Source organism: Roseateles chitinivorans, from assembly GCF_002761755.1.
Taxonomy (GTDB): domain Bacteria; phylum Pseudomonadota; class Gammaproteobacteria; order Burkholderiales; family Burkholderiaceae_C; genus Roseateles; species Roseateles chitinivorans.
Window position 1 is genome coordinate 48,203 of sequence record NZ_PEOG01000036.1, and the last position, 7,865, is coordinate 56,067.

7 protein-coding genes are annotated in these 7,865 nt (G+C 67.9%); all 7 read left to right on the top strand.

The features are described 5' to 3' along the window. Window positions 1-72: 72 nt before the first annotated feature. The 7 genes from purU to CS062_RS14465 all read left to right on the top strand — a co-directional run bounded on the left by purU (window position 73) and on the right by CS062_RS14465 (window position 7,337). On the top strand, window positions 73-963 hold the full coding sequence (gene purU / locus CS062_RS14435) for a formyltetrahydrofolate deformylase (RefSeq protein WP_099862320.1): 891 nt from the start codon (window positions 73-75) through the stop codon (window positions 961-963). Window positions 964-1,004: 41 nt separating this feature from the next. After that, window positions 1,005-1,841, top strand: coding sequence for a TatD family hydrolase (locus CS062_RS14440; protein ID WP_099862312.1), 837 nt, complete (start codon window positions 1,005-1,007; stop codon window positions 1,839-1,841). Beyond that, the gene (locus CS062_RS14445) at window positions 1,834-2,361 is read left to right on the top strand and encodes a DNA-deoxyinosine glycosylase (RefSeq protein WP_099862313.1); all 528 of its coding nucleotides are present in this window, start codon (window positions 1,834-1,836) and stop codon (window positions 2,359-2,361) included. The genes CS062_RS14440 and CS062_RS14445 overlap by 8 nt, the downstream gene beginning before the upstream one ends. 54 nt (window positions 2,362-2,415) lie before the next feature. Next, complete coding sequence (locus CS062_RS14450) at window positions 2,416-3,252, top strand: spermine/spermidine synthase domain-containing protein (RefSeq protein WP_233218062.1); 837 nt, start codon at window positions 2,416-2,418, stop codon at window positions 3,250-3,252. Window positions 3,253-3,254: 2 nt separating this feature from the next. Next, entirely contained in the window at window positions 3,255-5,144 is a 1,890-nt protein-coding gene (gene tfpB, locus CS062_RS14455; protein ID WP_099862314.1) for a type IV pilus assembly ATPase TfpB, read from the top strand. Window positions 5,145-5,350: 206 nt separating this feature from the next. Further along, window positions 5,351-5,818, top strand: coding sequence for a tripartite tricarboxylate transporter TctB family protein (locus CS062_RS14460; RefSeq protein WP_099862315.1), 468 nt, complete (start codon window positions 5,351-5,353; stop codon window positions 5,816-5,818). 10 nt (window positions 5,819-5,828) lie between these two features. Then, a complete protein-coding gene (locus CS062_RS14465) occupies window positions 5,829-7,337 on the top strand; it encodes a tripartite tricarboxylate transporter permease (protein WP_099862316.1) in 1,509 nt (502 codons plus the stop codon). The last annotated feature ends 528 nt before the right edge of the window (window positions 7,338-7,865 follow it).

Genomic DNA, 7,865 nt, shown 5'->3' on the forward strand with positions numbered 1-7,865 from the left:
CCCGATCGCGAGGCATGCGGCCCGCGCCCGCCCCGGGGCCGTGGCGGCCGCTGGATTACGATGCGCGGCATCATGACCGCCTCGACGCATTCCCCTGACGCTCCGTCCACCCGCTTCATCCTGAAGCTCAGCTGCCCCGACCAGGCCGGCATCGTCCACGCCGTCACCGGCGTCCTGCTGGAGCAGGGCGCCAACATCCTGACCTCGGCCCAGCACGGTGACGCCGACCACCGCCGCTTCTTCATGCGGATCGAATTCGAGTGCGCCACGCCCCGCCCCGCGACCGCCCTGCGCGAGGCCTTCGCCCCGCTGGCCGCCCGGCTGGCGATGGACTGGGAACTGGTCGACGCGCAGCGCAAGACGCGCGTGCTGCTGCTGGTGTCCAAGCTCGGACACTGCCTGAACGACCTGCTGTTCCGCGTGCAGACCGGCCACCTGGCGATCGAGATCCCCGCGATCGTCTCCAACCATCGCGACTTCTATCAACTGGCCGCCTCCCACGACATCCCGTTCCACCACCTGCCGCTGCTGCACGCGACCGAGGAGCAGAAGCAGGCCCAGGAGCGCAAGATCCGCGAGCTGATCGAGGAACAGCGGATCGACCTGGTCGTGCTGGCGCGCTACATGCAGATCCTGTCGCCGGAAATGTGCCGCTTCCTGGAAGGCCGGGCGATCAACATCCATCACAGCTTCCTGCCCAGCTTCAAGGGCGCGCGTCCGTACCACCAGGCCCATGAACGCGGCGTCAAGCTGATCGGCGCGACCGCGCACTACGTGACCTCCGACCTCGACGAGGGCCCGATCATCGAGCAGGACGTCGCTCGCATCGACCACGCGATGACCCCCGACCAGCTCGTGGCGATCGGCCGTGACGTCGAGTGCGTGACGCTGGCCCGCGCGATCCAGTGGCATGCCGAGCACCGCGTGCTGCTCAACGGCCACCGCACGGTGGTCTTCCGCTGAGCGGTCCGAGGACCGCGCCGCCGGTGGACCCTCGCGGACCCATGTGGACCGACACCCACTGCCACCTCGACGCGTCGGAGTTCGACGCCGATCGTGACGCCGTGGTGGCGCGCGCCCGAGCGGCCGGGGTGTCGCAGATCGTGATCCCGGCGGTGGTCGCCGGCAACTTCGAGCGGGTGAGGGCGCTGGCGCATGCGCACGGCTACAGCTATGCGCTCGGGATCCATCCGCTCTATGTGATGCAGGCGCGCGAGGAAGACCTCGGCCGGCTCGACGCGATGCTGACGGCCTGCCGCGACGACCCGCGCCTGGTCGGCATCGGCGAGATCGGCCTGGACTTCTTCGTACCGGGCCTGGACGCCGCGACGCAGCAGCACTTCTATCTGGCGCAGCTCAAGCTGGCCAGGCGCCACGACCTGCCGGTGATCCTGCATGTGCGCCGCAGCGCCGACCAACTGCTCGGCGGCCTGCGCCGCGTCGGTCTCACCACCGGCGGCATCGGCCATGCCTTCAACGGCAGCCGGCAACAGGCCGATGCCTTCCTGGCGCTGGGCTTCAAGCTGGGCTTCGGCGGCACGGTGACCTTCGATCGCTCGCTGCAGATCCGGCGCCTGGCCGCCGAGCTGCCGGAAGAGGCGCTCGTCGTCGAGACCGACGCTCCCGATATCCCGCCGCAGTGGCTCTATCGCACCGCCGAGGAACGCGCCGCCGGCGCGACCTCGCGCAACGAGCCTGGCGAGCTGCCGCGCATCGGCGCATGCCTTGCCGGGTTGCGCGGCTGGACGCCGGAGCAGGCGGCCGCGATCACCACGCGCAACGCGCGCGCCGCGCTGCCTCGGCTGGCCGCGCTGGCGCCCGGCTCCGGCTCGCATGGCTGACGGCGACGCCGCCTTCGACGCCACCAGCGACACGACTCGCTGGCAGGGCCTCGCGCCGGTTCACGCGCCCGATGCCGAATGGCTGCTGCTCGGCAGCTTTCCCGGCGTGGCCTCGCTGCGCGCGCAGCAGTACTACGGCCATCCGCGCAACCAGTTCTGGCGCCTGGTCGGCGAGGTCTTCGGCGTCGACCTCGTCGGCCAGGGTTATCCGGAACGCCTGGCCGCGCTGCGCGCGCATCGCATCGCCCTGTGGGACGTCATCGCCGAGACCGAGCGCGAAGGCAGCCTCGACAGCGCGATCCGCAATCCCTTCGCCAGCGACCTGGGGCGATTGATCCAGCAGCTGCCGGCGCTTTGCACGATCGGCTTCAACGGCGGTACCGCGCTTCGTCTCGGGCTGAAGCAGCTCGGCCCGCTTGCAGCCCGTTACCGCGTCCTGGGGCTGCCCAGCTCCAGCCCCGCCTACACGATGCCCTACGATGACAAGCTTCGCGCCTGGCGGGAACTCGCCGGGCCTTGAACGACACCTGATCACAGCGCGGGCCTCCGAGGACCCGGCATGGGAACGACAGCCGTGAGCAAGCACCGGGACCCGAAGAACAACAAGGGCGGCAGGAAGACCGATTGGGTCGAGGCGACGCTGAGCGAATTCGACGGCGTGCGCTTCCTGCATCTGGACTCGATCTGGGTGCAGGGCGCGATGCGGGTCAAGAAGCCGGAGAAGCTGGAGCTGGAATACGTCCAGCGCATGATGGCCTGGATGCTCTGGCGCGACACCCGCGAGATGACGCAGGGCCAGGCGGTGCAACTGGGACTGGGCGCTGGCGCGTTGACGCGCTTCTGCCGCAAGCAGCTGAAGATGAAGACCACCGCGGTCGAGATCAATCCCACCGTGATCAGCGCCAACCGGCACTGGTTCCACCTGCCCGACGACGACGACCGGCTGCGGGTGCTCAACGAGGACGCCGGGCAGTGGGTGGCCGACGCGGCGAACTGGGGCACGGCGCAGGTGCTGAACGTCGACCTCTACGACCACGAGGCGGCGGCCCCGGTGCTCGACGACGAGGCCTTCTACGCCGACTGCCGCCATGTGCTCGCCGATGGCGGGCTCATGACGGTGAACCTGTTCGGCCGCAGCGCCAGCTTCGCGCGCAGCGCGGCGCGGATCGCGAAGGTGTTCGGCACCGACCAGGTCTGGCACCTGACGCCGACCCGTGAGGGCAATACCATCGTCGTGGCCGCGCGCGGCGTCGAGGTGCCCACGCGCGAGGTGCTCGAGCAGCGCGCCGACCACATCGAGGCCCGCCACGACCTGCCGGCGCGCAAGTGGTTGAAGCTGGTCCGGCCGCTGCCGATGAACGTGATCCAACAACTCCACGCGGCTTCCGCGGCCGCGGCCTCCGGCGAGTGACCATGAAGCACACCCCGTCGACCAGCTCCAAGGACAAGGGCGCCCTGGTCGCCGGTCCGGCAACCGCCGTCGCGCCGGCGACCGCGCCGCGCCCGCCGGCGAGCGCCCCTGGGACCGCCAAGCCCAAGCCCGCCGAGGGCGGTGGCCAGCGCCTCGAGTGGCGCCAGCTGCTGCACTGGCTCGCCGAGGACGGCGTCATCGATGCCGAGCAGGTCCAGCGCACCGAAGCCCGCTTCGGGGCGAGCCACAGCGCGCAGCACCCGCTGATCCGGCTGGGCAACGCCGGCCTGACCCGCGCGGCCAACGGCCGGCCGCTGGACATCGAGGCGCTGACCGAATGGCTCGCCGGCCGCCTGAAGCTGCCCTACGTCCGCATCGATCCGCTCAAGGTCGACGTGGGCCGCGTCGCCGACGTGATGTCCGCCAGCTATGCCGAGGCCCGTCGCTGCCTGCCCATCCTGGTCGGCGTGACCGACGTGACCATCGCCACCGCCGAGCCGCTCGAGGCCGGCTGGGTGCCGCAGATCGAGTCCCACACCCGCAAGCGGGTGAAGCTGGTGCTGGCCAATCCGCAGGAGATCACCCGGTTCACGACCGAGTTCTTCACGCTGGCAAGGTCGGTGCGCGCGGCGACGAAGAGCGGGGAGGTCAATCAGCCGGCCAGCTTCGAGCAACTCGTCGAGCTGGGACGCAGCAACCGCCAGCTCGATGCCAACGACCAGGGCGTGGTGCAGGTCGTGGACTGGTTGTGGCAGTACGCCTTCGACCAGCGCGCCAGCGACATCCACCTGGAACCGCGCCGCGAGATGGGCGTGATCCGCTTCCGCATCGACGGCGTGCTGCACACGGTCTACCAGTTGCCGCCGTCGGTGATGAGCGCGATGACGGCGCGCATCAAGCTGCTCGGCCGCATGGACGTGGTGGAGAAGCGCCGCCCGCTCGACGGCCGCATCAAGACGCGCAATCCCGCCGGCGAAGAGGTGGAAATGCGGCTGTCGACCTTGCCCACCGCCTTCGGCGAGAAGATGGTGATGCGGATCTTCGATCCGGACACGGCGGTCAAGGACCTGGCCCAGCTCGGGTTCTCGGGCCACGACGCGGAGCGCTGGACCCGCCTGACGGCGCGTCCGCACGGAATCATCCTGGTCACCGGTCCGACTGGCAGCGGCAAGACGTCGACGCTGTACTCGACGCTCAAGCGCCTGGCCACCGAGGAAGTCAACGTCTGCACCGTCGAGGACCCGATCGAGATGATCGAGCCGGCGTTCAACCAGTCGCAGGTGCAGCCCGCCATCGATTTCAATTTCGCCGAGGGCCTGCGCGCGCTGATGCGGCAGGACCCGGACATCATCATGGTCGGCGAGATCCGCGACCTGGAGACCGCCGAGATGGCGATCCAGGCTTCCCTGACCGGCCACCTGGTGTTCTCGACGCTGCACACGAACGATTCCGCATCGGCCATCACCCGGATGGTGGACCTGGGCGTGCCGAACTACCTGATCGATGCGACGGTGATCGGCGTGCTGGCCCAGCGTCTGGTGCGGACCCTGTGCCCGAATTGCAAGCAGCCCGACCCCGAGGTCACGCGCGAGTCGCTCAACGAGATGCTCAAGCCCTGGCGCCTGAACGGCGGCGTCAAGCCGTACAGACCGGTGGGCTGCCTGGACTGTCGCAACACCGGCTACCGCGGCCGTGCCGGCCTGTACGAGCTGCTGCTGATGTCAGACAGCGTGCGCAAGCACCTGCACCCGAACACCGACATGGCGGCGCTGCGCCGGCAGGCGCTCCAGGAAGGACTGCGCCCGCTGCGTCTGGCCGGTGCGATGAAGGTCGCGGAAGGCCTCACCACGATGGAAGAGGTCCTGCGCAGCACGCCCACCTGGGAAAGCTGAGGGCGACCGTTGCGCGGGAGCCCCCCGCCCCCGGGGGGCGGGTAAGCCCGCGCAGACAGGCCGCGAGCGCCCTGCCCATCGAGCTTGTGAAGCTCGCCATACGCCCCGGGCGAGGGGCGGCGTCGCCCATTACGTGATAACCACAGAGCCTGGAGGGGGGCCGATTCCTAGAATCGCCGCCATTCATGCCGCTAGAGGTTCCCTCGATGAAGATCAAGAGTCAACGCGACTTCTGGTCAGGGCTGATGTTCGTGGTCGTTGGCGTCGCGTTCGCGTGGGGCTCGGCAGTGAACTACAGCTTTGGCTCCTCGGCCCGCCCCGGGCCTGCCTACTTCCCATTCGGACTGGGCATCCTGCTCGCGCTGCTCGGCGCGATCGTGCTGTTCAAGGCGCTGACGATCGAGTCGGAGGGCGGCCAGCCGGTCGGCGCCTTCGCCTGGAAGCCGCTGCTGATCGTGGTGGGTTCGATCGTGCTGTTCGGCTTCGCGCTGCCGCGGCTGGGCATGATCGTCACGCTGCCGCTGCTCATCACCTGCGTCTCCCTCGCCAGCGATGAATTCCGCTGGCGCGACGCGCTGCTCAGCAGCGTGGCCCTGACTGCCGGCAGCTGGGTCATCTTTGTTTGGGGTCTGAACCTGGTGATCCCCGTCTGGCCGACCTTCCTGGGCGGCTGAGGAGAACCACATGGATCTGATCAACAACCTGATGCTGGGGTTCGGTACGGCGTTCACGCTGGAGAACCTGCTCTATGCCTTCGGCGGCGCGGTGCTGGGCACGCTGATCGGCGTGCTGCCCGGCCTCGGCCCGGTCGCGACGATCGCGATGCTGCTGCCGTCGATCTATTCGCTGGATGCGACGCCGGCGCTGATCATGCTCGCCGGCATCTACTACGGCGCGCAGTACGGCGGCTCCACCACCGCGATCCTGATCAACGTGCCGGGCGAGTCCTCGTCCGTGGTGACCGCCATCGACGGCTACCAGATGGCCCGCCAGGGCCGCGCGGGCGCCGCGCTGGCGGCCGCTGGCCTCGGTTCGTTCTTCGCGGGCTGCGTGGGCACGGTCGTGATCGCCGCCTTCGCGCCGCCGCTGACCGAGCTGGCCTTCAAGTTCGGCCCCGCCGAGTACTTCTCGCTGATGGTGCTGGGCCTGATCGGCGCGGTCGTGCTGGCCTCGGGCTCGCTGGTCAAGGCGATCGCGATGATCCTGCTGGGCCTGCTGCTCGGACAGATCAACACGGACGTCATCTCCGGCACCCCGCGTTTCTCGTTCGACATCCCCGAGCTGACCGACGGCATCAACTTCGTCGTGATCGCGATGGGCATCTTCGGCTTCGGCGAGATCATCGCGAACCTCGGCCAGCCGGCCGAGCATCGCGAGGTCTTCACCAAGAGCGTGAAGGGCCTGTGGCCGACCAAGCAGGACTTCCACGATGCCTGGCCGGCGGTGCTGCGCGGCACGACGCTGGGCTCGGTGCTGGGCGTGCTGCCTGGCGGCGGTGCGCTGCTGTCCTCGTTCGCGGCCTACACGCTGGAGAAGAAGCTCTCCAAGAACCCGGAGAAGTTCGGCAAGGGCGCCATCCAGGGGGTGGCGGGTCCCGAGTCGGCCAACAACGCCGGCGCGCAGACCTCCTTCATCCCGATGCTGACGCTGGGGATCCCGCCCAACGCGGTGATGGCGCTGATGGTGGGCGCGATGACCATCAAGGGCATCCAGCCCGGTCCGCAGGTCATGACCAGCAACCCGGAACTGTTCTGGGGCCTGATCGCCTCGATGTGGGTCGGCAACCTGATGCTGGTGATCCTGAACCTGCCGCTGATCGGCATCTGGATCAAGCTGCTGACGGTGCCTTACCGCTTCCTGTTCCCGGCGATCGTCGTGTTCTGCTGCATCGGCACCTACACGTTGAACAACAACAACTTCGACGTGTTCATGACGGCGGCCTTCGCGGTGATTGGCTACCTCTTCTACAAGCTCAGCTGCGAACCCGCACCGCTGCTGCTGGGCTTCATCCTGGGCCCGATGATGGAAGAGAACCTGCGCCGGGCGCTACTGCTGTCCCGCGGCGACTGGAGCACCTTCCTGTCCCGGCCGCTGTCCGCCGGCCTGCTGATCGCGGCGGCGCTGATGGTGGTCATCGTGATGCTGCCCTCCATCAAGAACAAGCGCGAGGAAGCGTTCCAGGACGCGGACTGAGTCCCGAGCCCAGGACTCCATCGGTGAAAGGCCCGCTTCGGCGGGCCTTTTCTTATTGGGCAAGGAAGGGGCGCGTATGGCGCGACAAGGACTTGGCGCTGATTCGTGCGAGGCGCGGCCAGTCGTCAACGACTTTCCCGTGTGGTCCTTGTGAGCCGTTCATCGGCTGTGCTACAGTCGCTGTCTTCGCTGCACAGGCACCTGTCTTGCAGTGAGTCCCCGGAGGAACTGTCGGGGATGTCAGGTGAATGACCGGGCCCGCCCGGTTTTCATTTGGCGGCGAGATTCTCGCAGTCGACGATGAAAATAATTTCGCAGACTGCTTGACGAATTCAAAAAGAATCGTTCATAATCTCGCTTCTGCGCTGCTGACGACAAGTCGGCGACGCGACGAAGTTGGCGCAAGCCGCTTCGATGTTCTTTAAGAATTTACAGCCGATAAGCGTGGGCGTCTGAACGAGCGACCTGAGAAGGTTAAATCTTTAGACGCTCACGGAAATGAATGAAGCTATGAAAGTAGTCTTTGTT